25 protein-coding genes are annotated in these 26,101 nt (G+C 39.8%); 16 read left to right on the top strand and 9 right to left on the bottom strand.

From position 1 onward, the window contains the following. Nucleotides 1–199: 199 nt before the first annotated feature. The 6 genes from HT99x_RS07895 to HT99x_RS07920 all read right to left on the bottom strand — a co-directional run bounded on the left by HT99x_RS07895 (nt 200) and on the right by HT99x_RS07920 (nt 6,839). Entirely contained in the window at nt 200–544 is a 345-nt protein-coding gene (locus HT99x_RS07895) for a hypothetical protein (RefSeq protein ID WP_075066717.1), read from the bottom strand. A gap of 17 nt (nt 545–561) precedes the next feature. Then, a complete protein-coding gene (locus tag HT99x_RS07900; protein WP_075066718.1) occupies nt 562–1,296 on the bottom strand; it encodes a protein phosphatase 2C domain-containing protein in 735 nt (244 codons plus the stop codon). Beyond that, a complete protein-coding gene (locus tag HT99x_RS07905) occupies nt 1,286–4,087 on the bottom strand; it encodes an AMP-binding protein (protein ID WP_075066719.1) in 2,802 nt (933 codons plus the stop codon). Before HT99x_RS07905 ends, HT99x_RS07900 begins: the two co-directional genes overlap by 11 nt. A gap of 136 nt (nt 4,088–4,223) precedes the next feature. After that, on the bottom strand, nt 4,224–4,631 hold the full coding sequence (locus tag HT99x_RS07910; RefSeq protein WP_075066720.1) for a hypothetical protein: 408 nt from the start codon (nt 4,629–4,631) through the stop codon (nt 4,224–4,226). Nucleotides 4,632–4,897: 266 nt separating this feature from the next. Further along, nucleotides 4,898–5,545: a histidine phosphatase family protein gene (locus HT99x_RS07915; protein WP_075066721.1), complete on the bottom strand. Its 648-nt coding sequence runs from the start codon at nt 5,543–5,545 to the stop codon at nt 4,898–4,900. 13 nt (nt 5,546–5,558) lie between these two features. Beyond that, on the bottom strand, nt 5,559–6,839 hold the full coding sequence (locus tag HT99x_RS07920) for an FAD-dependent oxidoreductase (RefSeq protein ID WP_075066722.1): 1,281 nt from the start codon (nt 6,837–6,839) through the stop codon (nt 5,559–5,561). Nucleotides 6,840–6,987: 148 nt separating this feature from the next. Here HT99x_RS07920 and HT99x_RS07925 point away from each other — a divergent pair, with 148 nt between their 5' ends. Continuing rightward, entirely contained in the window at nt 6,988–7,587 is a 600-nt protein-coding gene (locus tag HT99x_RS07925) for a hypothetical protein (RefSeq protein WP_075066723.1), read from the top strand. Between the two features lie 96 nt (nt 7,588–7,683). On the opposite strand, the gene HT99x_RS07930 is transcribed toward HT99x_RS07925, so the two are convergent. Further along, a complete protein-coding gene (locus HT99x_RS07930; protein WP_075066724.1) occupies nt 7,684–8,085 on the bottom strand; it encodes a YtxH domain-containing protein in 402 nt (133 codons plus the stop codon). A gap of 154 nt (nt 8,086–8,239) precedes the next feature. Between HT99x_RS07930 and HT99x_RS07935 the strand changes: the two genes are divergently transcribed. From HT99x_RS07935 to HT99x_RS07970, 8 genes are all read left to right on the top strand, one after another. Further along, a complete protein-coding gene (locus tag HT99x_RS07935) occupies nt 8,240–8,878 on the top strand; it encodes a thiamine diphosphokinase (protein ID WP_075066725.1) in 639 nt (212 codons plus the stop codon). Between the two features lie 123 nt (nt 8,879–9,001). Continuing rightward, complete coding sequence (locus HT99x_RS07940) at nt 9,002–9,550, top strand: hypothetical protein (protein WP_075066726.1); 549 nt, start codon at nt 9,002–9,004, stop codon at nt 9,548–9,550. A gap of 63 nt (nt 9,551–9,613) precedes the next feature. Further along, on the top strand, nt 9,614–11,017 hold the full coding sequence (ankH, locus tag HT99x_RS07945; RefSeq protein ID WP_075066727.1) for a Dot/Icm T4SS effector AnkH/LegA3: 1,404 nt from the start codon (nt 9,614–9,616) through the stop codon (nt 11,015–11,017). Between the two features lie 4 nt (nt 11,018–11,021). Continuing rightward, nucleotides 11,022–11,684, top strand: coding sequence for a class I SAM-dependent methyltransferase (locus HT99x_RS07950; RefSeq protein ID WP_075066728.1), 663 nt, complete (start codon nt 11,022–11,024; stop codon nt 11,682–11,684). Between the two features lie 111 nt (nt 11,685–11,795). Then, a complete protein-coding gene (locus tag HT99x_RS07955; RefSeq protein ID WP_075066729.1) occupies nt 11,796–12,275 on the top strand; it encodes a hypothetical protein in 480 nt (159 codons plus the stop codon). A 138-nt stretch (nt 12,276–12,413) separates the two neighbouring features. Beyond that, on the top strand, nt 12,414–13,064 hold the full coding sequence (locus tag HT99x_RS07960; RefSeq protein ID WP_075066730.1) for a zinc metalloprotease: 651 nt from the start codon (nt 12,414–12,416) through the stop codon (nt 13,062–13,064). 174 nt (nt 13,065–13,238) lie between these two features. Then, nucleotides 13,239–14,501 (top strand): solute carrier family 23 protein, encoded by a 1,263-nt coding sequence (locus tag HT99x_RS07965; protein WP_075066731.1) that lies wholly within the window; start codon nt 13,239–13,241, stop codon nt 14,499–14,501. Nucleotides 14,502–14,520: 19 nt separating this feature from the next. Beyond that, entirely contained in the window at nt 14,521–15,246 is a 726-nt protein-coding gene (locus HT99x_RS07970) for a TerC family protein (protein WP_075066732.1), read from the top strand. Between the two features lie 129 nt (nt 15,247–15,375). On the opposite strand, the gene HT99x_RS07975 is transcribed toward HT99x_RS07970, so the two are convergent. Both HT99x_RS07975 and ttcA read right to left on the bottom strand, forming a co-directional pair. Further along, nucleotides 15,376–17,043, bottom strand: coding sequence for a tetratricopeptide repeat protein (locus tag HT99x_RS07975; RefSeq protein ID WP_075066733.1), 1,668 nt, complete (start codon nt 17,041–17,043; stop codon nt 15,376–15,378). A 25-nt stretch (nt 17,044–17,068) separates the two neighbouring features. After that, nucleotides 17,069–17,917, bottom strand: coding sequence for a tRNA 2-thiocytidine(32) synthetase TtcA (gene ttcA / locus HT99x_RS07980; protein ID WP_083482913.1), 849 nt, complete (start codon nt 17,915–17,917; stop codon nt 17,069–17,071). Between the two features lie 209 nt (nt 17,918–18,126). Between ttcA and HT99x_RS07985 the strand changes: the two genes are divergently transcribed. The 7 genes from HT99x_RS07985 to HT99x_RS08015 all read left to right on the top strand — a co-directional run bounded on the left by HT99x_RS07985 (nt 18,127) and on the right by HT99x_RS08015 (nt 25,924). Further along, nucleotides 18,127–18,915: an ankyrin repeat domain-containing protein gene (locus HT99x_RS07985; protein WP_075066734.1), complete on the top strand. Its 789-nt coding sequence runs from the start codon at nt 18,127–18,129 to the stop codon at nt 18,913–18,915. A gap of 8 nt (nt 18,916–18,923) precedes the next feature. Further along, a complete protein-coding gene (locus tag HT99x_RS07990; RefSeq protein WP_075066735.1) occupies nt 18,924–20,645 on the top strand; it encodes an ankyrin repeat domain-containing protein in 1,722 nt (573 codons plus the stop codon). 56 nt (nt 20,646–20,701) lie between these two features. Beyond that, complete coding sequence (locus tag HT99x_RS07995) at nt 20,702–21,430, top strand: ankyrin repeat domain-containing protein (RefSeq protein ID WP_075066736.1); 729 nt, start codon at nt 20,702–20,704, stop codon at nt 21,428–21,430. A gap of 40 nt (nt 21,431–21,470) precedes the next feature. Then, nucleotides 21,471–22,643, top strand: a complete 1,173-nt coding sequence (locus tag HT99x_RS08000) for an ankyrin repeat domain-containing protein (RefSeq protein ID WP_075066737.1) — start codon at nt 21,471–21,473, stop codon at nt 22,641–22,643. 185 nt (nt 22,644–22,828) lie between these two features. Further along, entirely contained in the window at nt 22,829–23,923 is a 1,095-nt protein-coding gene (locus HT99x_RS08005) for an ankyrin repeat domain-containing protein (RefSeq protein ID WP_075066738.1), read from the top strand. A 55-nt stretch (nt 23,924–23,978) separates the two neighbouring features. Beyond that, a complete protein-coding gene (locus HT99x_RS08010) occupies nt 23,979–24,839 on the top strand; it encodes an ankyrin repeat domain-containing protein (protein ID WP_075066739.1) in 861 nt (286 codons plus the stop codon). 44 nt (nt 24,840–24,883) lie between these two features. Further along, nucleotides 24,884–25,924: an ankyrin repeat domain-containing protein gene (locus HT99x_RS08015; protein ID WP_075066740.1), complete on the top strand. Its 1,041-nt coding sequence runs from the start codon at nt 24,884–24,886 to the stop codon at nt 25,922–25,924. Nucleotides 25,925–26,101: the final 177 nt, after the last annotated feature.

The raw sequence follows: 26,101 nt of genomic DNA on the forward strand, positions 1-26,101 counted from the left end.
TTTATGAATTAAGATAAAAATCCCCCGCTTGGTGCTCCCGGCTTCGCTAACGCTTCGCCGGACAAGTCGCACCAAGCTGCCCCCTTTTATTCAAAGGGGGCAATCGATTTTGTTCCCCACTCACTCCTGATGAGCGCAGCGAACCAATCGCCCTTTGAACAAAAGGGGGCGGCGAGCAAATACGAGCGGGGGATTTCTGCTAGCAATAACCCTTCTTTTGTTTCGAGTTCTCATAATATTCTTTGGCAATATCTGCTGCTGCAATGCACCCTGCACTAATAGCCATAATGTCAGGCTCTGTCACCAAGCGATAAGCAAAATAGCCATAAGTGAGTGCTTTAGCAGCATTTAATCCGACATTAGCGGCCAAATGATCTTGCTCGGCAGCTTTTGTTTCAAAATAATTATCAACCTCATCTGGTGCAAATCGGCTAGTATCATCGACATTATAACGATAGAAAAAACCTTTCATTGCTTTTACAAGCGAAATAACCACTTCATAAGCAGACGCAACGCTTCCCAAGCCTATCACAAATTCCCGCATGACAAACTCCTCGTTTTTTAAATTATTTTTATGACTTGTAGGGTAATATTATCTGAATAGGGTTTTTGCGACAATCGTTCTATTTGTTGCTGGAAGGCAGCTTCGAAATCTGGCGTGTTGGCTAATTTAACTATCTCTGTTATCGAGGTATCTGTCCAAAAACCATCGGTACATAATATTAAGGTTTCATCCCTGTTTAAAGGAGGATGAATAACGATATCGATATCCGGTTTTTCACGTAAATTTACCGTTCTTAGTAATTGATTTTGTTCAGGATGCTTTCCTATCTCATCTTCGGTAATCAAACCTTGTTCAAATAAATCCTGCACCAGAGTATGATCGGGCGTTCGCCATAACATGGTTTCAGGATTAACCCGATAAATACGCGAATCTCCGACATGCGCAGTAATCAGCAAAGATTCATTGAACCACGCCAAAACGAAGGTTGTATGCGTATCTAAAGGGCCAAATTCTTCTAAAATATTTTTACGCATCTTCTCATAAGATTTAAATAAAAAATCTTGTATGCCCTGTTCAGGGTTATTCTGAATAACAGATAACGAGCCTTGTACTTCACTCATCACCGCTTTACACAGAAAAGAAGAGGCGATTTCACCGCGTTGATGGCCACCTAAACCATCCGCAACGACAAAGCAACTTGCTTGCTCTGTTTGCATATAGGCACAGAAATCTTGATTTTGATCTCGCTTGCCTATATGCGTTGCTTCATACAATTTGACTTTAATAGTCAATACTCGGCTCTCCACAATGTTCAGCTATCACTTGCCTTGCTTGATTATGAAGACGCATCACTTCCTTCCATTCGCCTGACTCAGGATAACATTTTTCACCAATTGTCACTTTGATGTGCTTGGGAGTCAGCAAGGGCGTATCCCCTCGCATCATATGGCGCGTACCCTCTAATGCAATAGGACAAACCGCTGCATTTGCATCTACAGCCACTTTAAAAGGCCCCAATTTAAAGGGGCGTAATCCCGTTGCGTAGCTAAAGCCACCTTCTGGAAATAACGCAACCGATTTACCTTGCCTTAACATTTCCGCAATTTCGTTGGATTCTGAAACGTTGCTAGAAAAATCAGTTCGATTTACCGTAATCGTATTGGTTTTCTTCATGATGCCACGTAAAAAAGCCACTTTAAGCAATTCTCTTTTTGCAACAAAAGAAATCCCTGGTGGCAAAATGGCTAACAAAACAATAGCATCAATGTAGCTCGCATGATTGGCGACATAGACACAAGTGCCCTGTTCTTTTAAATGTTCTGCACCTGTAACGGTTAAAGGACAGCCAATTAATTTTAAGCCAACTTTAGCCCAATGATGACAAATCCAAGAAAATGTTTTTGCTTTCGTTACTAAACTGAGCGTCCAAAGTCCTAAAGCACTTAACACCACTAAGATGCCAACGTATAAGCTGTATAGCGATTTCAAAATAAATTTTACGCCATTTGACAATTTTGTCGCGAAGCTTTTTACGTAAAGTTTGGCAATTTGCACCGAAAAGGGTAAGTGTGCTTTTTTCAATTCGTTATTTAAATAAGCTTGTTTACAAGCTGCACGCTGTAACTTACCACTTGAGGTTTTACCAATGGTTTTAGGAGAAACCAATAATACTTCATCAGGTAAAATACCTAAAACAACGCTCACTTTATCGGTAATCTCTGAAATAATTTTCTTATGTAAGGCATTTGAATCCTCTTTGGTTTCGGCAACGATGATTAATTTTTCGGTACCCCATTTGGGATCATGCGTACCAAAAGCAACCACACAACCTTTGCGAACGCCGTTCACTTGCCCTGCCGCCTCTTCAATTTCATCGGGATATAAATTGCGACCTGCTTTGATGATGACATCTTTCTTACGGCCAGCAATATAAACTTCCCCATCCGCTATATAAGCTAAATCACCTGAATTCCACCAACCATCGTGATAAATCGCTTTGGTTGCTTCAGGCTGATTATAATAACCCTGCATCGATGAAGGACCTCTAAAATATAAATTTCCTACGGTTCGTTCCGGTACTTCTTGAGAATTTTCATCAACTATTTTCACTTCATGCAGCGCAAGGGGCTTGCCACAACAAACAATTTGTAAGCTGTTAGGTCCTTTATCATTTATCGGAACTGCTTTTTGCTCTGTTTGAAACAGTGTTCTATCGATCACATCTATCTTGGGTGCACGATTCAAAGGAGGAAAGGTTAACGCTACACTCGATTCTGCTAACCCATAAACCGGATACATCGTTTTTTCTTTAAATCCATAGGGTGCAAATTTCTTAATGAAGTTTTCCAAGGTCCTTGGATTAACGGCTTCTGCGCCATTAAACGATAAGCGCCATGAACTGAGATCAAGGCCTGCAAGATTTTTTTCCGAAATGCGCCTGATACAAAGTTCATAGGCAAAATTAGGTGCCCCAGTTACCGTTGCTCGATGATAATGAATGGTCCACAACCAACGCTCAGGTCTACTTAAAAACGACAGTGGTGACATGATCACGATGGTATTGGCATGATAAAAACTATTTAGCCAAGAGCCTATCAACCCCATATCGTGGTATAAGGGTAACCAACTTACTGCAACATCCGATGAGGTTAAATGAATGGCTTGACCAATGGCACGAATATTCGCTAATAAATTTTCATGGGTGAGCAAAACCCCTTTCGGTAAACTGGTACTCCCCGAGGTATATTGAATTAATCCCGGCATTTTTTCATTAATATGGATGGGGTGATAATGACCTTCGTTTTTGTTTAGCGTATCAACCGTGATCACAGCTTTCAAACTACTAATAAAAACTTTCAGCAAATCACTTAATCTTTCCGCTTTTTGAAATGTAATTAATAAACGCACTTCCGCATTTTTTAAAATATTGGCGGCACGCACAGCGTATTCTTCAATGCGATCGGGTCGAAATGGCGGATAAATAGGAACGGGAATTGCGCCAATCAATAAAATACCGAAAAAAGTGTAAAAGAAATCTTCAGAGGTAGGCAGCATAATCGCAACCGTCTCGCCAACTTCAATATTCCACTCTTGTAAGCCATGCGCTATCTTTTTAGCATTTTCTAATAACATGCCATAAGTAATGGTTTTTTCATTGCCGGCATCATCTTGTAAAAAAACATGTGCGCGATTAGGCTCTTTTGCGGCTCGTTTTAATAAGACTTCCACTAAGGTTTTGGCTCGCAAAGGATCAAATTCTGTTTCTTTCTCTGGTGCAACAAAATCTTTACGCTTTACTTGTCCCTTACTTGATTTCGCATCAATAATGGCTTGGGCTAATTCGGTTAATGAATCGGCTTGAATTAACACACTTTCGGAAAGCTCAACTTCGTAAAAGGCTTCGATGCGATGAAATAATTCAACCTTCCCTAAGCTATCGATCGTTAAATCACGTTGCAATGAAGCATCTCGAGTTAATGTACGTTGTGCTCTTTCTCTACCCAGTTCTACTAAAAAAGCCTCGGTTATTGCAATCAATTGATTCTCAACAGCACGCAGTTCAGTGGATTCTTTTTCAGTCATTACAATCCCTTTACGACAGTGGTTTACATCTATTTGTAGTTCATCTACAAACTGATTTGTAAGGTTTAAGATGGGAGAATTGTACCATGGACGAGTTAGCAAGAGGCTACCCGTCTTCAGCTACGCGTGATTTTACTCAAATAGTAAGAAACCTTTCTCTCTCGCTATCGTATTGATGTGCTTGAGTGCGAGCCGTTTGTTTGCGCTGTTTTTCTGCATAGTGTGCAGCGAGCCATAAAAGACCAGTACCAGTACCAACCGCTGCGCCAACAATAACAGGTATTGCGCAAGCACCTGGATTATTTAAGGAGGGATGAATCTCAATCGGTAGCTGAAAAGAACCGTTGTGATCCAGAAACATTTCATAAAGTTCGGTATAGTTTAATTGACCAAAATCAAAGGTGACACCCGGTTGCAGATTGGATGTTACGCATTTAAAGCCATTTGCAGCAATATAAGTAATGCCTGCAACCGTACCTAATAATGCACTATTTCCTAAAGTGAATAGAACGCGTCCAACTTCTTTTATTGCTTTTAACAACATTTTGATTGCCGCCTTCAAAGTAAGGTGAAATCAGCGTATCAATATCAAAATTGAATAGCAATAACTGTAAAAACAATAGGTTATTTGTGACGGAAAAATCCCCCGCTCGTTCTGGCTTCGCCAGACAACGAGCTGCCCCCTTTTATTCAAAGGGGGCGATCGATAGCACAATTAAAAAAGCCCCCTTTGAATAAAAGGGGGCAGCGAGCTTTTAAGCGAGCGGGGGATTTTTGAAGGCAACAACGCACAGGAGCCAGCTGCAAAGACTAAACCAGCTCAGTACGATTCGCGAGCGGCACGATGTATGCCTGCGCTAACTCTAGCTTCACTTTGGTTTTGGTTAAACTATCGATTAATTCCATTGATGGCATGCCGTGGGTCACAATCAATACATGACCATCTGGATGTTTTTTCTCAATTTCATCATACAGCTCGAGCATACGTTTGCGCAGCAAGGTGCTACTTTCTGCATGTAATGCATGGGCATCTTGATCGCCTACCCACCAAGTTTCTGTGACAAAATCAGACTGCGGCTGCCCTTCCTTGTCTCCTGCTTTAATTTCATTCAATTTTTCTTCTAAATGCATTTTGTCTAATGAAAACACACCAATTTGCGCCAAAAGATTGGCTGTTTCAACGGCTCTGGGTAAGGTTGAAACATAAACCGCTTTAATATTACGATTATCAAAACCATGACTAAGTAGTTGCTCTGCTGCCTTTTTTACCTGCTCTCGCCCTTTATCGGTTAATAATGCAGGCTTATATTGGGCGTGTTTGGGATTCGAGTTACAAACCTTCATCACCACATCTTCACTTTCACCATGCCTTAACACAATCATGTGCCGCTCTTGCAATGCATTCGCTTGCGCATTAAATAATATGCCGACAAAAAGGAATAAAAATCTTAATTTCATAGAAACTTTCAACCTATTTCTTATTTAAAAATTCTAATGGTTTCAAAATCAAGCGAATATTTCGCTGCCCTTTAAAGAAGTAAAGAGCCCATTGAAAGAAGACGATAAATTTGGTGCGAAATCCTATCAAGAAATAAATATGGACAAAACTCCACAAAATCCAGGCAATAAACCCACTTCCTTGCAAGGGCCCTGATAACACTAGCGCATCATAACGTCCAATGGCTGCCATCATCCCTTTATCCCAATAGCGAAATGGCTTAGGCGTTTTGCCTTTTAATACATTTTTGATGCTTTTACCGACATATCGCCCTTGCTGCGTTGCAACTGGGGCGATGGCAGGCAAATAATTTTCATTTTTACCCATGCAAGCGCTTGCATCACCCAAAACGAAAATATGAGGATATCCTGCAATGGTTAAGTCATTTTGAACAAGCACTCTACCTTGTTTATCTAAAGGAACTTGTAATGATTGTAATAATGGGGCCGCCTGATTTCCTGCTGCCCATATAATATTATGCGCTTTTATACTTTTGCCTTCAGAAATAAAAACTTCATCCTCTTTAATATCAGTAACACGTGTATTCAACATCACTGTTACGCCCATTTTTTCCAATGCTTTTTGGGCTTTTTTTGCCAAATGTTCGGGATAAGGCGCAAGCAGTTGTTTGCCCCCTTCAATCAGATAAATTTTGGTATGGCTTGGATCAATATGTTTAAAATTCTTTTTTAGACTTTGGTGAGCAATTTCTGCAATGGCGCCAGCCATTTCAACGCCTGTTGGCCCTCCGCCAATCACCACAAAAGACATTAAGTCTTCGGTGAAAGGCTGTTCTTTACGCTCAGCAAGCTCAAAAGAGGCTAATACTCGCTCACGAATATGCAGAGCGTCTTTTAGAGTCTTTAAACCCGGCGCATACGTTTCCCATGCATCTTTGCCAAAATAAGCGTGCCTTGCGCCCGGTGCAATAATAAGAAAATCAAAAGGTAAAACTTGCTGGTTGTCTAAGATAACTTTATGGTCATCTTTATCAATTTTCTCGACCGTTGCCATCAAAACTTCGATATTTTGGCCACGAAAGATTTCACGGATAGGCATCGCAATATCGCCAGGTGACAAAGCCGCAGTTGCCACCTGATAGAGCAACGGCTGAAACAAATGATGATTGGTTTTATCCACTAAGGTAATACTAAGATGAGGATGTTTTTGCAAAGCTTTAGCCGCATTTAAACCCGCAAACCCGCCCCCAATGATGACGACCCGCTTTGTATTCTCTGTTTCATGACGACTCATAGCATCAACTCCTCAAAGAAATTCAATTTTACATGGAAGTTGTTATAATGTTGGATCTCACTTTCTCTTAGGCACATTTTACAATGGAAACGAATATAAGCGCCATGGTGCCAGGCAGAAAAGTTTTTTAACTAAGCAAGGTGAGTTAATGTATCATAGATTGCGTCTAACAGGACTAGCCCTTTTGTGTGCGTGCAGCATGCAAAATGCCTTTGCTTTTAATGTGATGAAATATTCTCACAATCTGGCAACATCAGAGTCAGCCAATGAGCCTTCTCGAGCCACGGTTTTGGGGATCGTGGAAAGTTGTGGCCAAGTAACCAATATTGATGATGATTGCCTTATTCAAGGTTTAGATCGCGTCGCCAATGAAGAAAACAATTTGGTAGCGCAAGGCATTTCCAAAGATTATGAAGATGCGCTCAATACAGGCAATTTCGATAGCGATCCAGAATGTCAGGTCGAGACTCACTTGCAAGCAAATCGTATTGTTGGCCATTGCCTACTGCTTGCGCATTACTACGCATTATCAGAACGCGATCACAATTCCGGCCTTTCTCAATTAGAGCTTTGTCTACAAGGCGGCCTTCAAGGTTTAGCAGACCAAGGTAATATGGTTGCGCTTTATATGTTGAGTGATCTACTTGAACAAAAAGGAATAGAAGATATTGCGAATCAATGGAAAAAGGTTAAGCGCCTTAGAAAGGATTCGGATGAATATCACTTACTAACCAAATGCTATGGCTAAACTCTGCGCAGCTTTCACTAACCCCAGTCATGCACGATTGTGCACTCCTGGGGTCACTTACTCACCGCTCTAAAGTCAAAGCGGTGAGTCTAAATCTTATTCAGATTTAGGCGCTTCAGCAGGAGCTGGGGTCGCTGGTGGGGTGCTTTCAGGAGCGGTGCTTGAACCTGCAGGCATTTGTGATGCAGTGTCAGTCATGTCCTTTTTCATCTCATCAACTTTCTTGGTAACGTCTTGTGACATCTCGTCTACTTTTTTATGAGCGTCTTGAGCAGCTTCATCGGCCTTTTTATGTAAATCTTCAGCAGCTTTGTTTACATCTTGTTTCATTTCATTAGCTTGCTGATCAATTTTCTGCATGGTTTCTGATTTAACGCCTTCAGCAGCACCTTGCGTTTGTTCAGTAGCAGCTTTGTTTTCATCCTTTTTATCAGATGATGGATTGCAAGCGGATAAAGCTAAGCAAGCAAGCGCAGCAACGACGAGTTTAGTTTTCATTATTTTCTCCCTTCGAGTTAATTAACTTACATTTCTGAAAAGAAAGCTATGCAATAACATACCCTAGTCCGAGTAGAAAGGAAATGTTGACACAGGTCGAATTTTGCTAAAATGACATTTAACAACATAACATGACTCACAGGCCAAATAAAAAATGTTTGATATCGTCATCGTTGCCAATGGAAATATTCCAACCAAAAATGATTGGAGCGATATCGGCTACTCTCTTTTGGTTTGCACTGATGGTGCAGCAATCACTTTAAGGCAGTTTGATATCACGCCAAACATTATCTTGGGAGACTTTGATTCCTTGGGAGTGGATGAGCTCTCGTTCCCTCATAGCGAATTACAACGCAGCGACGATCAAGAAACCACTGACTTTGAAAAAGCATTACAATACTGTTTAAGATTTCCTGACAAAAAAATTCTTTGTCTTGGAACGCTGGGTGGTTCTGCCGATCATGCTATTTATAATTTAAGTTTAGTGACTCGTTATAGTGATAAGCTCGATCTCACTTTACTCAACCCTACCCCAGAAGGTCACCAATGGATTTTTAAGCTCAAAGCCAATATGCGTATTTACACCCCTATCAAAACCATTATTTCCTTTTTTCCCTTCCATGAAGCCACTTTAAATGCCCCAGCCCTTGAATGGCCGCTAACTCATACCCATATTACTCAATTAGGAAGTGCTGCTGTACGAAACCGTACAACCGCAGAAATAACCGACATTGAATGTCAGGGTGAGTGCCTTTGTTTTATCAGCACCAAGCACTACCCTGTCGTGTTGTAACTTACTGACAAATAACGATATTTTACCGACGATTAGCGGCTAAAACCTGGTAATTCAACGTATAATATGTTATAAGTAAGCTAATCTACAAATTAAAGAATATGCGTTATCTGGAGGCAAAAAATGGCTAACGTACAAAAAGATGCATTTGATGAACTGATGAAACAATTTCCTCAGAAAACGTATGATCAATATAGCAACTTATTAGATCTTGCTCGGAATTTTGGTAATGATGTGGTTAAACAAAAGCTCGTCAATAAACCAGAAGATGAATTGAAACAAATTCGCAAAGGTTTGAAGCAGCATTCTGGCCAGATTAATGAGCTAGTCAGCACTTTGTATGCCAATGTGCAAGAATTTATTCAAAAGCATCATCCAGAAAGAGCGGAACCTTCTCATAAGAAAGATGAACGTTTGGAAAATGCGGTAGGTAATGAGCTACAAAGACGATTATTAGAAGCATCATGGATGAAAAACACCGACGAAGCAGCGGATCCTAAGGTTGACAATGCACGTCGTCGCGCCCAAGCTGCAGATTCAAAAGAGGCACAACCTTTTGTTGAACAATTCAAAAATGCAGTTAAAGCTGAAGTTGAAAATCGCCTTAAAGCGAAACTCAAAGCAATGCCACAACCCAAACCTGGCAAGAAGATCGAGCCAAGACCTTACTAAGTCTGGCTTGAGGAATAGCAGGGATGCTGCTTACCTTTCTCAGTAGTGGAGACAATAAAAACGATGTCTCTCTCCAAAACGATACTAGAAGGCACTTTTGCTGAGGTAGAAAAGCTCGTCAATGCGGGCGCTCCTATCAACATTAGTGACGAATATGGCTATTCGCCTATCGTCCATGCCATTGTGACACATCGGGTTGATGTGGTAAGACTATTGCTAAAAAATAATGCCATGGTCGATATCGTCGATGTCACAGGCTCTACCCCCTTACATTGGGCGGTTGATGTTAATGACGTTGAGATCACTAAGTTATTACTCTATTACGGTGCCAATCCTAACGCTTATACTGAAAATGGCCAACCGGTTCTGTTTTACCCTCTGTTACGTAAAAATACGGTTTTAATTAAGCTCTTAACAGCAAAAGGGGCTTCTCTTGATTTTGCTAAAGATTTTATTAATGCTAAATTAATTGGCCACCGTTTTGAATTGCAGGGTAGCACGGATGTTATTAATGCCGCAGGGCTCTACCTGTCTATTGATTTAGAAGGTTTTTATTTAGAACTCACCTTAAGTGTCATTCGAGAATCGGTAGAACGATTTATAAACAGTTATGTCGCAAGACGAATGGATATTCATGAGCCTGAGCTCAAATTAATTATTGAGGCGTTTAAAAATGCTTATAAATTAAGGGAATTTAAGCATTTTACCAGTGATGTTGAGGCCAGAAAATCAGAGATTTATCCCTTATTAGATGTCGACTTATTACTGCTGCCCGTTTCTTATAAAGGACACGCGATTACCTTCATTAAACATGGCAATATGCTGGCTAAATGCGACCGTGGTGTCTTTAAAATGACCGATCCTATTGTGATTCATACTGTCGGCAATGAGCGTCCACTACAAGATCATGACTTTTTAATTGATTTGCTTTATAAACGCCAAACCGAAAAAAGCATGAAATCGGATATTTATAAAATATTAGATCTAGAACCTTATGCCAAACTTCCCATAAAGCACCAAATCACAGGTAACTGTTCTTGGGCCAATGCAGAATCATCGATTCCGACCATGCTCTATATGTTATTGCATGATAAAATCACTGATCAATCCAAAGTCCCCGCCTTAGTGGGTGAAATCATGACATTTTACCGCGCTTGGCTAGAATGGGATAAAGATCGTGCCATTGAAGACTGGATGGAAAATTTTGAGACCATGACCTTTGCGCGGCAAAAAACCAAAGCGGCTCTCCTTGGCGCCGTGCTCTTTCAAGCGCTTAAAATCAATAGCCCAACAGATGTGCAACGTGCGCAAAAAATCCTAAAAATTCTAGCGCGCAAAGAGTTTAATTATATTGTCCGTGCTTACGCAAATGTCTTTATTCGAGGTGGAAGAAGTAATGCTGAAGGCATTAACTTTCAAAATATGATTGAATTATGTGGCTATAAATTGTCACAATTTAACGGTTAATACGATGCAACATCTCATTATCGGTATTTTACTCGCAAGTCTCTTATTATTTTGTGGTTACAAACTGCTAAGACCCTTTATTTTAGAATATTTGCGCCAGTACCGTTATCGTAAAATTTTGCAGCGCATCGCAGTGCTTTATCAGCCCCACAACCCTTATCTTATTGCGCAAGCCGCAAAAACTAAGCATGCTGATGAAAACCTAACTTACGGTGAAATTGAACTTTGCGCCTTTTTAGATCTCTTAGCTCAGGTCAATCCAACCCAACAAGATATTCTTTATGACTTAGGCTCGGGTGCGGGTAAAACCGTCATCGCTGCTAAATTACGGTATCCTGCATTAACGGTAAAAGGGATAGAACGTTTAGAACCACTGTGTCGGCTAGCGCAAGTTGTCACCCCGCCTGACATCACCAACGTCTATTATATCAACCATGATTTTCTAGAAATTAATTTTTCTGATGCAACGCTGATTTTTATCAATGCAACGGGGTTTTCTCATGCCTTATGGGAACCTTTAATGGCTAAGCTTGTTCAATTGAAACCCACCACGAAAATTATTCTCACCTCGAAGACGCTGCCTGAGACTGCCTTTATCCAACATTATGCAGGAATGGAAAAAATGAATTGGGGACTGTGTTCCACTTATATTTATGAAAAGAAATAATTCGAACATTTCACGTTAGTGATAAGCGGCATAAAATAGCTTATGTCTGACATGCTAGTTATTTTTAGAATACGATAACATCATGAATTACATTTCAATTCTGGAATCAAGATGTTAACCGGATTAGAAACTCATAAAAATAAATTTTTAGCTACCAACAAATTAGTTCATTCTATGATGAACATCTCTGAGCTCTTTCAACTGTCATTTTCCGACAATAATGAATTAACGGACTTCTTAGAAAGACGAGAGAATTCACATGACTGTGCTGTCATGTTGACAACATCGCTGGCACTTAGGATGGTGCTCGGTAATGAAATGCCATACTTTTTAATCGCACTCAATGAAATGAAAGCCTCCAAGGGCTTTTCCATGCAACATTATTTACAACAACATCCCCATGTAGAAAAATATCTCCACTGCGCTATCGAAAAGTTAGAGACTGTTTACCATCATCTATTACAAAATCGTGCTACTAAGTATGAAATGGATGCTGAAGAAGAATCTGAAGATGATTCTGCCGAAGAACTCTACTTTGATGATGAATTTGAACATAAATTTATCGCAGCGTCCAAAAATCGTTTTTTCTAGAAAACCGCGCAGCATCCTGCTCGAACCAGTTTGAATTCAGGTAAGTGAGTGAACGAAGGAGTGCACACATAGTGCATGACTGAGTGAATGCAGCCAACACAGCATGAATTCAAAATGGAAAGAGTATATAATTAGAGCATGCAAGATATCATCCAACAGATCTGTATATGGGCTTTGCCTATTTTGTTTGCTATCACACTACATGAGGCAGCTCATGGGTATGTTGCGCATAAGCTAGGCGATCATACGGCTTACCTGCTGGGGCGCGTGAGCGCCAATCCTTTAAAACATATCGATCCCTTAGGGACCATTCTTATCCCTTTGATCATGATGCTTACCACCAATTTTATTTTTGGTTGGGCAAAACCGGTCCCCGTTGATGGTCGAAATCTGAAACATCCTCGTCGCGACTTTGCATGGGTAGCCATGGCTGGCCCTACTTCAAACTTTTTAATGGCGCTTTTTTGGGCTGGGGTCATGAAATTAGGACTTTACCTCATCGCGCATAAAGTAACGCTGGGCACCCCCATGGCATTAATGGGTAAAGCCGGGATTATGATTAACCTGGTTTTAATGGTTTTAAATCTCATTCCTTTGCCACCTTTAGATGGCAGCCGCGTTTTATCTGCGTTACTGCCTCCTAAGCTCGATATTTTATTCAATAAAATCACCCCTTTTGGCTTCATTATCCTGATTTTGCTCGCCGTGATGGGGGTTTTATCTAAAATTCTGCTTCCTCCGGTGCAATGGCTTTTAAGCTTGATTGTGATGCTCTTCCAGCTTTCCTAGCGTTGGAATGCCAATTTAATCACTGCACGTCCTCCCTTTTGTTGGGCGCTGGCTTTTGTCAGCTTTACCGATTATCATTGCGCACCTAAGCTTGGCCCACTGTTTGGTAGTGTCTAACACATAATCGTGATAAGCTACGCGCCAAACTATACATATATGGTGATCGTACCTACTATGAATAAACAGCAGCATCCTCAAGACTATTCTTTTAAAATCTCTGACTGCTTACTTGGATTCCAAACCCTCTTTATTGCCATCGGTGCAACCGTCATGGTTCCTTTGCTCACCGGCATGGACCCCAGCGTTGCCTTATTTACCGCAGGTATTGGTACTTTAATATTCCAATTAATGACAAAAGGGCAGATCCCCGTTTTCTTAGGTTCCTCCTTTGCATTTGTCCCTGCCACAATTTATGGCATACAAACTTGGGGCTTACCCAGCACCCTCTTTGGTTTAGCAGCCTGTGGCTTGGTCTATCATTTCATGAGCATTCTGACCCTCACCAAAGGCCAAGAATTCGTCAATCGCATGTTTCCACCGTTAATTACCGGCCCCATCATTATGAATATTGGCCTGGTATTAGCGCCTGTTGCGATTAATATGGCGATGGGTAAAACCGGCAATGGCGAAATTGAATTATTCAACCAAAATACGGCGCTTTTAGTCGCAACCATTTCACTGGTTGCCACCATTGTGACCCGACTCTTTGGCAAAGGTCGTTTAAAGCTTATCCCAATTCTGGTCGGTATTACTTTTGGCTATATTGCCAGCTTGTGGTTGAACATTGTTGATTTAAGCAAAGTTGACGCAGCGCCTTGGTTTCAAATTCCTCATTTCACGACCCCAAGCGTTAACTGGCATGCAGTATTACTAATGATACCGATTGCTGCGGTTTCTGCGATTGAGCATATTGGCGACATTATGGCTATCGGTGGTATTACGCGTCGTAACTATCTACGTTACCCTGGCATTCATCGCAGCTTAATGGGCGACGGTTTTGCTAGTATTGCAGCATCGAGCATCGGTGGACCACCAAGTATCACTTACGCCGAGGTTACTGCGGGCGTTGCTATTACCAAAACTTACAACCCAGGCATTATGACGTGGGCAAGCTTGTTTGCCATCTCATTAGCGTTTGTGGGTAAAGTGGGGCTGTTCCTACAAAGTATTCCCACCCCCGTTATGGGCGGGATCTTAATCTTATTATTCGGTGCGATTACCGTGACAGGTTTGCATTTATTGACACAGTCTCAAGAAGATTTAATGTCACCTCGTAATATGACTATCGTTGGTATCGTACTGATTATTCCAGTTGGCGGACTTACCCTTGGTAATGGTAACTTTGCTATTAGTGGTATTGGTCTTGGTGGACTTGTTGGCTTACTGCTTAACATTATTCTACCAGAGTCAAAGGAATCTAAAGCGGCAATAACCTAACCTAGAGAAGACTCAAACGATGATGACATGGATGTCTGATCCTCAAGCATGGATTGCTCTGTTAACACTGACCGCACTTGAGATAGTGCTGGGTATCGATAACATTATTTTCTTAACCATTCTGGTTGGGCGCCTTCCTCCTAAAGATCGTCCTCTTGGGCGTATTCTTGGGCTAGGTTTTGCACTGGCCACTCGGGTATTGCTGTTAATCTCGTTAGTTTGGCTGACCCACCTGACAGCGCCCCTTTTTACACTAATGGATAAAACCTTCTCAGCCAGGGACGTGATCCTGTTCGTTGGGGGGCTATTTTTAATTGCCAAAAGTACCCATGAAATCCATAACAGTATGGAAGAAGAGAAACCCAGCGAAGAAAACGTGATGCCTGGCAAATCGAGCCTATTGGGGATAATCGTACAAATTGGTTTAATCGATATTGTCTTTTCATTAGATTCAGTAATTACTGCAGTTGGGATGGTTAATAACGTTTCCGTCATGGTGATTGCCGTTGTGATTGCAATCTTTGTCATGATGTTTGCGGCGAAATCGATTGGTGAATTTGTTGATCAACACCCGACTATCAAAATGCTTGCGCTGAGTTTCTTAATCTTAATTGGGGTTGCCTTAGTGGGCGAAGGGATGAATTTCCATATTCCCAAAGGTTATATCTATTTTGCGATGGCGTTTTCAGTGGTGGTGGAAATGCTGAACATTCGGATCCGTAAGCGCTTTAAGGGTTCGGCTTGATAGCACCTGGCTGCGTTTGCAGCATAGCCCCCTTTGAATAAAAGGGGGCCACTTGTTTGAAAAACAAGCGGGGGGATTTTTATCTTAATCAACGATATCTATCATCGAATGATGTAGTCATTAGAGGGGTTAATGCCGTCCCAGTAAATAAAGCACACCTGCCATCACCGCCAACACAAAGGTGAGCTTAATAAGCGGCAAAAATGAATAAAAATTGGGCTTACCGGTTAACTGCGCAATTCTTCTATAAGCGAACTTATTCTTCTTATTCATTCCATACGCTTTTTGATAATTGTATAAGGCTTTAGAGGTGTTCTTTTGTTTGTCATAAATCAGAGCAGAATTATTATACGATGGCTCTCTATCGCCAAAGGTTTGGATGGATTGTTCGTATAACTGTAAGGCGATTTCATCCATATTTTTTATTTGATAAAAAACACCTAACTGTTCAAGAACATCTTCACCGACATTAATATGGTAAATATTGTTACGTACTTTCTCTAGATCGGTTAGCACTTCTGCAAATTCATGGTTTTCACACACTGGCACTAATTCAACTAATCTTTCATGAATAGCAGCATAAGCAATCGGATCCCAGTGACTTAATCTTAAAAAAGACATCAGCGATCGCAAGTAAAATCGATAACTGTTGGTCAGATATTCATCAAATAGGTAACAATATTCATCAGGACCGAGACTTTCAAGGTAGGTTTTGAAACAAGCCGTCGTATTTTTTAACTCAGTAAAAGAATCACCATGGTTAAATAAACAAACTTGAAAATTATTATGGTTTTGGGTTAATAAACAATCACCACCGATTTTCTTATTATATTCGCCCATAGCATGGAAATTCACAAAAAAGGAATAACAGCCATCATAACTGATGCGTTGTTTCTTCCGATATAACGGAAATTGCTTAATCGTAGAATACCCTTTATCACCAGCGATCATAAAATAATTACCATTGGTGAGTTTTTTAAGATGATCGAAAAACAAAAATGCGCCCAATGGCATCATAATAGAGACATCGGGTAAATTTGCGGTATAATCTTGTAAAATTTCTTTTATATACGGATTTTCATAATAATGTTCGATATCAACATCATAAGATTGATAATCAAAACGTAATTCATTTAAATGTTTTGCATGTTCTATATCGAAATTTTTATAACGACTGCGTATACCGATCTTTTCTTCTTGCAATTTCCCTTTGAAAATATCAAACGCATCTTGTTTAACACAGTCAAAAACATAATTAGCAATCAGCACTAAGGGTGCATTTCCTTGCAATTCTGAATACGATTTCTTGCGAATGCGTAAATGAAAATCTTGATCTTCTTCTACGTTAAAAGAAGCAAAATCAAGCTGATTCTTGTCAAGATAAGGTTTAAAATCATTATTCTTTTGGCAAAACTCAATATTTTTTTCGACGATATCGGTGATAATGTAGCAGAATTTTTGTTCAGAGATACCATGGATTTCTAATAGCGCAGTAAAGGCCTTTAAAAAGTAAAAACTAAAGAGGCCTGTTCCAGAACCAAATTCTGCAATATAAAAGGTTTCGTGCTCTGTCTGCGGATGATTGCGTCTTGTATCTTTGATAAATTCAATCACCAACAAAGCGTATTGATGACCAATAAAAGCATTACTAGAGATATAGAAAGGAACCTCTTCCTTCCAAGCATTGATCCCCATCGTCGCAAAATAATTTCGTTGGATTAACCATAATTTCGATTCAGACAATCGAACTGGGTTTTCAATCAGCTTCAGATCCTGCTCGGTAGTCAGGGTGGTCATCCTTGATCCTTATGTGACTCAGATTTTATGCTTCAGTCATAGTTTCCGTTTTGAGCCCTTTAAAATCCCACAAACTTTTATCCATTAGCTGGCTGACTTTAACTGCCTGCAGTGACCCCAAAATATTGCTTGGGATCTTCGGATTCTCAAGCGCCAACGTATGAATGAGGCGTTTCACCTTCTTACGTGCCAAGTTTTCCTGCGACCCGCATAGGTTGCATGGAATAATCGGGAACTCTTTTAATTTAGCATATTCTGCAATATCTTTTTCCTGGCAGTAGCTTAAAGGCCGGATCACAATATGCTTTTTGTTGTCTGACAGCAATTTAGGGGGCATCGAACGAATATTACCATTATAAAGAATAGACATTAATAATGAGGTTATTAAGTCATCACGATGATGACCTAGTGCGATTTTCGTGAAGCCCTTTTCTTCGGCATAACGATAGATAATCCCCCGCCTAAGCCTTGAACACAAACTGCAGTAAGTACTGTTTTCTGGGATTTTTTCTTTGACAATGCTATAGGTATCTTGCCGCATAATTTCATAAGCAATGCCATGGGCTTCAAAGAAGGCCCTAAGACCTTGATCGTTCCAACCAGGCTGGGCTTGATCAAGCGTAAAAGCCATGATTTCAAACTTTAAGGGCGCTCGTTTACGCAGTGCCTCTAGCATCAATAACATGGTGATAGAGTCTTTCCCACCGGAAACACAGACCAAGATTTTGTCATCTTGTTCAATCATACCATAATCGCCAATCGCCTTACCCGTATAATGTAAGAGCTTCTTTTCAAGACGAGCAATCTTCTTTTCAACGCTCGCCGCAGCGGCTGGTGGCGGGACTGGCGTATCAACCCATTTAATTGTTTGCATATGACCCTACTTTGCTTCTGGCAATTTGGGTGTGAGTATTAACATTGAAAAGCGGTCAAAGCAAGATTTATAGCCACTCATACTTTATTAATATCATTATTTATCTGATTAACTTTCAATCTCGACTTTCTGCATTAAGACTTTTTCCGATTACCTGGCGCAAGGTAATTCAGTAGCATATCAATAATTGAATCTATTGAGGAAGTATCATGACTTCTGGCGCACAGCGACTTCAAAATACACAACAATTTTGTAAGCTAATCAAAAACCCCCGCTCTAATAAAAATACCTTAGCGTTAATCGATTTGATTCGCCAAGGGATCTATATTAATTCTCAAAATCTTTTCAAGTTCACCCCACTGCATATGGCAGCAAAATACGGGAGTTCGAGAGTCGTTCAATTGCTCTTGGACAATAGAGCAAAGATTGATATGCAAAATCGTCTTAACGAAACCCCATTGCATGAAGCGGTTAATTATGGCCGTATTAGAATCATAGAATTGTTATTAAAAAGAGGCGCAAAGATTGATAAGAAAGATCTTGTGGATTATACCCCTCTAAAATTTGCTACTTGCCATACTCGATTTAATAACAACCCAGATATTTTTAAGAAATTTTTATTATTAGTGATCAACTCGATAGCCAATGGACAGCGACTTGAACTTTTATGTGGCGCCTTAGGTGCAGGTTACGAATCACTGCAAACTGCCGCAGAAATCACCGATAAGATTGTCGCTTGCACTGATAAAGATGAAAAGCTCAAAATCGTTGAAGTCCAGTATGGCCAAACACAACTATTCAAGCCTTCACTCATAACACACTTACTCAACCTCTTGGATCCACATGAGGCGTGTGTTGATGATGATTCATTCATAGAAGTACCTAAGCAAACAGCCATCACTTCGCACAACATGATGATACCCACTCCTCGCTCAACTACAACTCAAACCATAGCCTCCCCGATGAGAATGCCTACTTGCCGCAGACTAACATATTGAGAAACACAATGACTTCAAAAATAACCCGACTTAAAAATACAAGACGATTCTTTAACATAATCCAACAAGGTAACTCTGCTAAAAACACCGCCATATTAAAGCGTTTGATTCACAGTGGCATCCATATTAATGAGCCATCTCCTATTTCGCAGATAATGCCACTGCATGCTGCTGCAACATACGGTAGCCTTGAAATAATCCAGCTATTAATTGGATTGGGCGCAACAATCGATGCCCGAAGCACTAACAATGAAACCCTGCTACATTGGGCTGCAAGAAGAGGTCTTCTTGAAGTAATGCAGTTGCTATTAGCAAAAGGCGCAATGATTGACCTTGAGAATAACAATCGCGAGACGCCTTTGCATCTGGCTGTGCGATATAACCATCCTGTCATTGTTAAGCTCTTAATCGATCATCATGCAAAGATTGATAGTCAAAATTGGTGTGGTGACACTCCGCTTCATCTGGCAGCCGAACAAACACCCGCAATCGTTCAGTTGCTATTAGATCATGGCGCAAGGATTGATATTGAAAATAGTGTTGGCAACACACCGTTAATATTTTCTGTGATCATGAATAATCCTTTTGCTGTAGATAAAATTTTATTGGTTTTCATCAATAAAATTGTTGAAGGTGGGCAGCTTAATACGCTACGCCAATCTTTAGGTATGCTATGCAAGCGAGAAGACACACCTTTGCAGATAGTGCAAAGAATCATTGCTTGCGATCCCTACCATCAGTTGCAGCTAATTAAACTGATTGAATCTCACTATATTGCTTCTCACTCCCCCTTCATCTCAGACGCAGCAAGATTCTGGCAGGATCCTCGAAAACTCTTTGAAATTATCCAAGGTGCTCCTTCGGAAGAACATACCAAAGCAATAATGGGCTCAATTCAAAAATATATCAATGTTCCTTACCTGAGAGGCTATACCTTACTCCACTGGGCTGTAGAATATAATCAACCTAACATCGTTAGATTGTTATTAGATCACGGTGCGCGACCTAATATACATGATGCAACTGGTTGGACGCCACTGCATTTGGCTGCGGCCTCAGGTTATTCTGAAATTATACAGATACTTTTAAGCAAAAATATAAACATTAATGAAAAAAATAGACGCGGTGATACACCGCTACAGATAGCCGCAATGCGGAATCACCCAAAAACCGTTACGCTATTACTTGAAAAAAGAGCACAGATTGATGAGAGAAATAACAATGGGGACACCGCGCTACATCTGGCTATGCAACAAGGTCTCCCTGAAATTGCTGCGTTACTGTTACAGGGTGGCGCTAAAGTAGATATAAAAAACCATACTGGCAAAACAGCGTTAGGATGTGTTATCACAGATAATCCCAAGCTTAAAGAGAGTCATCTCGTTTTAGAAAATCTGCTTCTCATCTTGATAGATAAAATAGCAAAATGGGATCAGTTCGAAATTTTGCGTAAAAATTTAGGCCCAAAATCAGCGCCAACACCAAAAATGATCGCAAAAAAAATAATGAGTGGCGACCAAGCAGAAAAAATCCACTATATCACCATCATTGAATTCTATTATTCTTTAGGTTATTTATCTGAACATTTGGGTACACTATCCGTTAATGAAGCTCACGAGTTATCAAGCCCCGTTTCTCAAATCGTATTCTCTTCGCCTTCAAGTTCGTCTCAAGCAGGGACCGCCGCTAAACCCGAAGAAAAACATCGACATCCAAAATGCAGGCTATAAAACAACCCAATAAATTACATATTTTTTCATAAAATTGAATATTCTAGGAGTATAAAATGATTCCAGGTGCAGTTAAACTTAACAAAAATACCGATACATTCTTTAAAATTGCCAACAAGTCGATCCTTGGCAGAGATGAAGATAAGCTAATCGGTTTAATTCATGACGGCATTCACATTCATGCTCAAGATATTTTTGGGCATACCCCGCTACATCTCGCTATGGATAGTGGTCATATTAAAGCCTCAGCATTGTTAATAGACAAAGGAGCGAAGCTTGATGCTAGAAATAAAGACAAGCATACTCCATTGAGAGAAATCGTAACTCATAATAAAGATTTTCATCCTAAAAATATGCTAGAGAAGATGTTATCATTTGTTATAAACAAAATAGCCAATGCTCATCAAAATCGGCTTAGTATTCTCTGTGAAGCGTTAGGTGAGAGCGACCAATCACTAAAAACGCCAGAGGCAATCGCCAAAATGATTGTCAAAAGTCGTACAAAACAGAGAATTGCAAAAATTAAAATAATTGAAGATCAATATCGTCATGCTCAAACTATACAACAATCATTAATCGATCGCTTATTAGGGTTATTAGACACGCCTCATTTAAACAACACCAATGAGAAACCTTATATTGTTCAACCACCAGCAAAAAAGGCATCAAGATCAATTAGTCAGATAGTGAGAGCAAGACCACTTGCTACGCAATATGTCTCCATGGAACCTAGTATGGCGATGGTCATTCGAACATCTTCGCTTCGCCATAAACAAAAGTCTTGAAGTCGGTGCAAAAATAAATGCAGAAACATGAAGGGGCCATATGTTAGCCGGTATCTATAAAAAGCTTAAAAGTTTATATTATTATAAAACTACTTCAGCATTTTTCGAAATAATCAAAAAACGTTCTTCTCCTATATTCATGGAGGCATTAGTTACTTTAATTGCAGATGGCATCGATATCGATGCTCAAGATGATAAAGGTAATACCCCGCTTCATTGGGCAGTTAGACAAGGTTATCCTGAAATTATTCAACTGCTAATAGACAATGGAGCCAATGTTAATGCACAAAATAATGAAGGTAATGCGCCCCTTCACCTAGCAACGACATACGTCGATACTGAAATGCAACGGCGAATATATAGTGAAGCAAACTTTAATACCATGTTCTCACTGCAAAATATCTTTGCTTTAAACACAAAGCTTTTCCGTCAACGAGCTATTCAACTATTATTACATAACGGTGCTAATTGCGAGACTCAAAATAACAATGGTGATACGCCACTTCATAGAGCTGATGAATCAACCCTCCTATTACTATTAGAGCAAGTCAAAACGGCCGATATTCAAAATAATCGCGGACAGACTTTGCTGCATATGACTATCACGCATCGCCATACCATCAGTAGTCAAATATTAAATAAAATGACAAAACTTGATCTTCAAGATTTTAATGGCAACACGCCGCTTCATTTAACAATGTGCCATCAAAAATATACTCTCGCAAAGCAGCTTTTAGAAAGAGGAGCTAAAATTGACACATTGAATATATACGGTAAAAGTCCATTCATGTTTATGTCATTTTCATTTCAACCTAATGAGCATTGGCCATGGGGTTTAATAGACATTTTAAGCATCTTATTAAATAAGATACATGAAGCTCAACGATTTGAACATTTGTGTGAAGCATTAGAAATATCGGCACAAACACCAGAAGAACTACTCAATCTATTAATGGGTTATTATGGTGAAGATGCTCTCAAAAAAATCAAAATCGTTGAAGAACAATATACTAATACGATAGCACTGAGAACATCGGATCCCTCCCCCTTGCTTGGGCAATTACTCGCTCTATGTGAAGAGGCAACGATGCCGAGCGCATCTGCTGCTTCCGGCGTAACTCCCTCTTTCGCTTCGTCCAGCAGGGAGCAAGAAAGCAGCAGCGACAACGTCAGTTTTAATCCTTTTAGGACATGGTGTCGATGCAGGCGCTGATACCATTCATCAAGATTTTACAGGGCCTTTATCTGAAGATTTAATCCGGTAGAAAAAACAAAGACCTTAAGAACCAATAGGTTATTATTGCACAATCGATAATATTCAGACTTTTTCTTATTACGGGCTCATCTGTTATTCAGTAACATATCAAAAGAAAATATTGAACCTATTAGGAAATACCCATGATTTCAGGTGCGGTGAACAGACTTAAAAAAATATATTCTAATTATTACAATACGTTAGACTTTTTTGAAATTGTCAAAGAAACTCCTTCTAGCAAAAACGCTGAGGCATTAGCGTATTTAATGCGTGAAGGTATCAATATGCAAATGCAAGATGAGGAAGGGTATACCCCACTTCACTGGGCAGCCAGACGTGGTTACAGAGAGATTATACAACAATTAATACTGAGCGGCGCCAATATTAATGCGCAAGATATTCATGGCAAAACTGCGTTACATCATTTAGTCTCGCCAATTCGTGAATTATTTCGCAGTCCTGGTGATCTTTTCATATCTTTTCCAATTGGAGAGATATCCCATGATCAGAGGATCCTTCAATTGCTATTAGAAAATGGGGCAAATTGCGAACTTCGTGATGAAAATGGCGACACGCCGCTACATCTAGCGACAAAACAGAATTTCGCTAAAATCGTTAGGCCATTATTAGCATACATGACCAATATTGATATAAAAGATCATCTAGGCAGAACACCTCTTCATTGGGCTGCATCACGTGGTTACATGAATATTGTTACGCTATTGTTAGATAAAAAGCCAGATCTTGATATTCAAGATAATGAAGGCAATACTCCATTGCATTTAGCTGCAAAGCATAACCGTTATGAAGTTGTTCAACAACTATTAGCAAAAGGAGCAAAAATTGATATTTTCAATAATAACAATGAAAGCCCCTTAGTATTTGCATACCCAAATTGCTTTCATACATTGCGAACTATTTTAAAAATAATAAATAAGGCTAATCGCTTTGATATCTTATGTGAAGCTTTGGGAATACCAGAACAAAAGCCCAGTGAATTCTATTACAAGTTATACAATGATGACATGCTTCAAACAATTAAAACTGCTGAAACACAATATGCGAATGTGGTGGCGCTAAACGCATCAGTGCCATCGCCCTTGCTGGGGAAATTACTCGCCCTATGTGAAGAGGCAGAGACGCCAAGCGCATCTGCGGCTTCATCGAGTGAAACACCCTATTCCAGTGACGATGAAACCGATTCAGCTCCTTCTAGGCCTTGGTGTCGCTTTTTTTAAAATAAAGATGCAGCCACATTGGAAGCTCTAACTTAGGGTTTAAAGGATGTACGATATGATCTCAGGTACAAAGCGGTATGAAGATAATACAAGAAGATTCTTTGAAATCCTCCTGAATCGTCCATCCAAGCAAGTGACACAAGCATTAATCCATTTAATTCATCAAGGTATTGATGCTGATGCTGTAGATTCCCATGGTTATACCTTGCTTCATAAGATGGTTTTATATGGCAATACTGAGATTGTGCGCCTGTTATTAACAAAAGGAGCCAATTTTCATACTCAAGCGAACGACGGTGAGTTTCCATTACATAGTGCAGTATTATCTGGCAACCCTGAAATTGTTAAGCTGCTCTTAGAAAGAGGGGCTGATATTAATAAGCCAAATAGTTCTAATGCAACTGCTTTACATAAAGCCGTTATATTAGGGGAAACGGAGATCATTCAGCAACTATTGGATAATGGTGCTAAAATTGATACTCAAAATAATGATAACAAGACGCCACTTAGCTTAGCGGTTCGTCACCGAAGACATACCTTACAACAAATTTTATCTATCTTCATAAACAAGATTGATAAAGCAGGGCGATTTAGCTTTCTACAAGAGGCTTTTTACGATCTATTAAACGAAAATTGGACATCACGAACAAGTCCCAACAAAATAATCAGAAGCATTTTGAGATGCGATAAAGATCAAATGCATCCCATAATCAAACTGATTGAAGATCAATACCTGAATATACTCACCTTACAATCATCTTGCATTGAACGTTTATTGGGTATTTTAGGTAGCCCCCCCCTTACTGACGACATCCTTGAGGTTACTCCTACGCTTATTGCATCAGATCCGTTAAGCCATTTAAATGACACTGATGAGTACAGCGAACCCACCGTGGCATTGTCTTTAAGGTCATAAAGAATGAAGTTATTTTCAATAGATAATATAACGTAGGAACGACCATGCCAACTGATGCCAAAAAACATGAAAACACACTGAAATTTTTTGAGATTGTCCAACAGCCTTATTCTGAGGAAAATACAGCATTCTTAATCAATTTGATTCATGAAGGTATCGATATCGATGCTCAATATGGACAGGTCCTCCTTTCTGAGGAATGTGCTAAATGGATAGAAGATCATGTTACAGATGAAGGTGCTCTACAGATTTTTCAAGAAAGAACAAAAAATCCTTATCGTCAAAATAGTCCGCTGCATTACGCTGTGATTAATGGTTACAATAAAATTGTGCAAGAACTATTAAAAAATGGAGCGAATGTTAATATTCAAAATATGGATGGCGATACCCCTCTACATTGGGCTGCTATACGATTAGAATCCCAAATCATTAAAATGCTATTAAATAACGGTGCCAATATTGACACACCCAATCATGAAGAAAAAACGCCACTATTTGTAGGTCTATGTAATATAGAGGCCCTCCCGGAGGTTCATAGAAGATTCGAAATATACAAAGATTTTCTTTACTTGATCATCAAAAAAATATCGGCAGAAAAATGCTTTGATCAATTACTAGAGGATTTCTGCATCACATTACTGAATGAAGATTTGAAAGATGATTGGAAAAAAGATAACAAAAAACGTCAAGCAATAGCCAAGAAAGAAGGCATAGACACACCAAGAAATATGTTCAATAGAATAGATGACTCTATCTATCATAGAAATGATCTATACACAATAATAAAAATCCTCGAAAGGCAATATGCGAACGCTATGGCGCTAAAGAAAACCGATATATCTCCATTGCTTGGAGGACTACTCGCAAATATCACTTACCCCAATAGCTGCTCTAGCTCTAGCTCTAGCTCGTCACCCGTTGCCGATGATGATCTCTTAGCACATTCAATATCACCACTGCTTATTTCAAAAAAACCTTCGGGGAAAAGACAGCAAAGAGATGACTCAGACCTGGTGGCAGCATTAGATGATGATAATGATGATGAACTCACTGATCGAAAGCTTAAAACTGCTAGAATAAACTAATTTGTCATCCCATATTTTCCCTGGCTCTGCGTGCACGTCGTGCACTTGGCCGGGATAGATCTATTATTTCTATTGAATAATAGGATGAGAATCCACCTTTCATCTTCTAGTGATAGGATCTTTGTCGGAATTTATTTCCCAATTTAAACATTAAAGCACCTAAAATCAACGACTTAT

The sequence above is a fragment of the Candidatus Berkiella aquae genome (assembly GCF_001431295.2).
Classification (GTDB): domain Bacteria; phylum Pseudomonadota; class Gammaproteobacteria; order Berkiellales; family Berkiellaceae; genus Berkiella; species Berkiella aquae.

What these genes read in the sequence shown, in the direction of transcription:
- HT99x_RS07905 (WP_075066719.1), bottom strand. Translation starts at nt 4,087, where the DNA reads ATGACTGAAAAAGAATCCACTGAACTGCGTGCTGTTGAGAATCAATTG.
- HT99x_RS08015 (WP_075066740.1), top strand. Translation starts at nt 24,884, where the DNA reads ATGCCAACTGATGCCAAAAAACATGAAAACACACTGAAATTTTTTGAG.
- ttcA (WP_083482913.1), bottom strand. Translation starts at nt 17,917, where the DNA reads ATGCAAACAATTAAATGGGTTGATACGCCAGTCCCGCCACCAGCCGCT.
- HT99x_RS07975 (WP_075066733.1), bottom strand. Translation starts at nt 17,043, where the DNA reads ATGACCACCCTGACTACCGAGCAGGATCTGAAGCTGATTGAAAACCCA.
- ankH (WP_075066727.1), top strand. Translation starts at nt 9,614, where the DNA reads ATGTCTCTCTCCAAAACGATACTAGAAGGCACTTTTGCTGAGGTAGAA.
- HT99x_RS07950 (WP_075066728.1), top strand. Translation starts at nt 11,022, where the DNA reads ATGCAACATCTCATTATCGGTATTTTACTCGCAAGTCTCTTATTATTT.
- HT99x_RS07960 (WP_075066730.1), top strand. Translation starts at nt 12,414, where the DNA reads ATGCAAGATATCATCCAACAGATCTGTATATGGGCTTTGCCTATTTTG.
- HT99x_RS07920 (WP_075066722.1), bottom strand. Translation starts at nt 6,839, where the DNA reads ATGAGTCGTCATGAAACAGAGAATACAAAGCGGGTCGTCATCATTGGG.
- HT99x_RS07985 (WP_075066734.1), top strand. Translation starts at nt 18,127, where the DNA reads ATGACTTCTGGCGCACAGCGACTTCAAAATACACAACAATTTTGTAAG.
- HT99x_RS07910 (WP_075066720.1), bottom strand. Translation starts at nt 4,631, where the DNA reads ATGTTGTTAAAAGCAATAAAAGAAGTTGGACGCGTTCTATTCACTTTA.
- HT99x_RS08010 (WP_075066739.1), top strand. Translation starts at nt 23,979, where the DNA reads ATGATCTCAGGTACAAAGCGGTATGAAGATAATACAAGAAGATTCTTT.
- HT99x_RS08000 (WP_075066737.1), top strand. Translation starts at nt 21,471, where the DNA reads ATGTTAGCCGGTATCTATAAAAAGCTTAAAAGTTTATATTATTATAAA.
- HT99x_RS07990 (WP_075066735.1), top strand. Translation starts at nt 18,924, where the DNA reads ATGACTTCAAAAATAACCCGACTTAAAAATACAAGACGATTCTTTAAC.
- HT99x_RS07930 (WP_075066724.1), bottom strand. Translation starts at nt 8,085, where the DNA reads ATGAAAACTAAACTCGTCGTTGCTGCGCTTGCTTGCTTAGCTTTATCC.
- HT99x_RS07915 (WP_075066721.1), bottom strand. Translation starts at nt 5,545, where the DNA reads ATGAAATTAAGATTTTTATTCCTTTTTGTCGGCATATTATTTAATGCG.
- HT99x_RS08005 (WP_075066738.1), top strand. Translation starts at nt 22,829, where the DNA reads ATGATTTCAGGTGCGGTGAACAGACTTAAAAAAATATATTCTAATTAT.
- HT99x_RS07940 (WP_075066726.1), top strand. Translation starts at nt 9,002, where the DNA reads ATGGCTAACGTACAAAAAGATGCATTTGATGAACTGATGAAACAATTT.
- HT99x_RS07970 (WP_075066732.1), top strand. Translation starts at nt 14,521, where the DNA reads ATGATGACATGGATGTCTGATCCTCAAGCATGGATTGCTCTGTTAACA.
- HT99x_RS07995 (WP_075066736.1), top strand. Translation starts at nt 20,702, where the DNA reads ATGATTCCAGGTGCAGTTAAACTTAACAAAAATACCGATACATTCTTT.
- HT99x_RS07925 (WP_075066723.1), top strand. Translation starts at nt 6,988, where the DNA reads ATGTATCATAGATTGCGTCTAACAGGACTAGCCCTTTTGTGTGCGTGC.
- HT99x_RS07895 (WP_075066717.1), bottom strand. Translation starts at nt 544, where the DNA reads ATGCGGGAATTTGTGATAGGCTTGGGAAGCGTTGCGTCTGCTTATGAA.
- HT99x_RS07935 (WP_075066725.1), top strand. Translation starts at nt 8,240, where the DNA reads ATGTTTGATATCGTCATCGTTGCCAATGGAAATATTCCAACCAAAAAT.
- HT99x_RS07955 (WP_075066729.1), top strand. Translation starts at nt 11,796, where the DNA reads ATGTTAACCGGATTAGAAACTCATAAAAATAAATTTTTAGCTACCAAC.
- HT99x_RS07965 (WP_075066731.1), top strand. Translation starts at nt 13,239, where the DNA reads ATGAATAAACAGCAGCATCCTCAAGACTATTCTTTTAAAATCTCTGAC.